This window comes from Hydrogenophaga sp. H7 (genome assembly GCF_002025745.1).
GTDB classification, from domain to species: domain Bacteria; phylum Pseudomonadota; class Gammaproteobacteria; order Burkholderiales; family Burkholderiaceae_C; genus Hydrogenophaga; species Hydrogenophaga pseudoflava.
This window is the reverse complement of record NZ_MCIC01000005.1, coordinates 1-2,500: the sequence shown is the minus strand read 5'-3', so window position 1 is coordinate 2,500 and position 2,500 is coordinate 1. Positions and strand designations below refer to the sequence as shown.

Annotated in this window: 2 rRNA genes (1 of these 2 cut by a window edge); both read left to right on the top strand. The window is 51.4% G+C overall.

Annotated features, from left to right (window positions below):
• Window positions 1-2,215 (top strand): 23S ribosomal RNA (locus BC358_RS05415) (it extends 662 nt beyond the left edge of the window).
• Window positions 2,216-2,375: 160 nt separating this feature from the next.
• A 5S ribosomal RNA gene (rrf, locus tag BC358_RS05410) occupies window positions 2,376-2,488 on the top strand.
• Window positions 2,489-2,500 lie beyond the last annotated feature (12 nt).

The following is a 2,500-nucleotide window of genomic DNA, read 5'->3' as shown; positions in this document are numbered from 1 at the left end:
GACCCGAAACCAAGTGATCTATCCATGGCCAGGATGAAGGTGCCGTAACAGGTACTGGAGGTCCGAACCGACTGGTGTTGCAAAACCAGCGGATGAGCTGTGGATAGGGGTGAAAGGCTAAACAAACTTGGAAATAGCTGGTTCTCTCCGAAAACTATTTAGGTAGTGCCTCAAGTATTACCTGCGGGGGTAGAGCACTGTTTTGGCTAGGGGGTCATGGCGACTTACCAAACCAAGGCAAACTCCGAATACCGCAGAGTACAGCTTGGGAGACAGAGCACCGGGTGCTAACGTCCGGACTCAAGAGGGAAACAACCCAGACCGCCAGCTAAGGTCCCTAAAATTGGCTAAGTGGGAAACGAAGTGGGAAGGCTAAAACAGTCAGGATGTTGGCTTAGAAGCAGCCATCATTTAAAGAAAGCGTAATAGCTCACTGATCGAGTCGTCCTGCGCGGAAGATGTAACGGGGCTAAGCCAGTTACCGAAGCTGCGGATTTGCAATTTATTGCAAGTGGTAGGAGAGCGTTCTGTAAGCCTGTGAAGGTGGCTTGTAAAGGCTGCTGGAGGTATCAGAAGTGCGAATGCTGACATGAGTAGCGTTAAAGGGGGTGAAAAGCCCCCTCGCCGTAAGCGCAAGGTTTCCTACGCAACGTTCATCGGCGTAGGGTGAGTCGGCCCCTAAGGCGAGGCAGAGATGCGTAGCTGATGGGAAACAGGTCAATATTCCTGTACCGATTACAAGTGCGATGTGGGGACGGATCTTAATAGGTTATCCGGGTGTTGGATGTCCCGGTTTAGGCAGATGTAGGCGATGGGTAGGCAAATCCGCCCGTCATATACCGAGGCTGCCGATCGAGCGAGCTTGCTCGCGAAGTAACTGAACGAGGTCCCAGGAAAAGCCACTAAGCTTCAGCTTGTAATTGACCGTACCGCAAACCGACACTGGTGCGCGAGATGAGTATTCTAAGGCGCTTGAGAGAACTCAGGAGAAGGAACTCGGCAAATTGACACCGTAACTTCGGAAGAAGGTGTGCCCTAGTAGTGTGATGAGAACATCTGAGCACGAATGGGTTGCAAAAAATAGGTGGCTGCGACTGTTTATTAAAAACACAGCACTCTGCAAACACGAAAGTGGACGTATAGGGTGTGACGCCTGCCCGGTGCTGGAAGATTAATTGATGGGGTGCAAGCTCTTGATCGAAGTCCCAGTAAACGGCGGCCGTAACTATAACGGTCCTAAGGTAGCGAAATTCCTTGTCGGGTAAGTTCCGACCTGCACGAATGGCGTAACGATGGCCACACTGTCTCCTCCTGAGACTCAGCGAAGTTGAAATGTTTGTGATGATGCAATCTCCCCGCGGAAAGACGGAAAGACCCCATGAACCTTTACTGTAGCTTTGTATTGAATTTTGAACAGATCTGTGTAGGATAGGTGGGAGGCTTTGAAGCAGGGTCGCTAGATCTTGTGGAGCCAACGTTGAAATACCACCCTGGTGTGTTTGAGGTTCTAACCTAGGTCCATTATCTGGATCGGGGACAGTGCATGGTAGGCAGTTTGACTGGGGCGGTCTCCTCCCAAAGTGTAACGGAGGAGTTCGAAGGTACGCTAGGTACGGTCGGACATCGTGCTAATAGTGCAATGGCATAAGCGTGCTTAACTGCGAGACTGACAAGTCGAGCAGATGCGAAAGCAGGACATAGTGATCCGGTGGTTCTGTATGGAAGGGCCATCGCTCAACGGATAAAAGGTACTCTGGGGATAACAGGCTGATACCGCCCAAGAGTTCATATCGACGGCGGTGTTTGGCACCTCGATGTCGGCTCATCTCATCCTGGGGCTGTAGCCGGTCCCAAGGGTATGGCTGTTCGCCATTTAAAGAGGTACGTGAGCTGGGTTTAAAACGTCGTGAGACAGTTTGGTCCCTATCTTCCGTGGGCGCTGCAGATTTGAGGAAGCCTGCTCCTAGTACGAGAGGACCGGAGTGGACGCACCTCTGGTGTACCGGTTGTCACGCCAGTGGCATTGCCGGGTAGCTAAGTGCGGAAGAGATAACCGCTGAAAGCATCTAAGCGGGAAACTCGTTCCAAGATTAGATCTGCCGGGGCCTTGAGCCCCCTAAAGGGTCGTTGAAGACCACGACGTTGATAGGTCGGGTGTGGAAGCGCAGCAATGCGTTAAGCTAACCGATACTAATTGCCCGTGAGGCTTGACCCTATAACTTTGACGAAACCACGTGTCTGAAAAGACGGTTCGTGCAAATGTCTTATGCCCTCATGACTAATATCATGACGTTGGCAGCAATCAAAAACAGCTGATTCGAAACTCTATGAATTCGTCTGGCTGAACAGCCCGTTCAGCCAGGCAACAAGTTATGCCTGACGACCATAGCGAGTTGGTCCCACTCCTTCCCATCCCGAACAGGACAGTGAAACGACTTTGCGCCGATGATAGTGCGGGTTCCCGTGTGAAAGTAGGTCATCGTCAGGCTATTATTGAGAA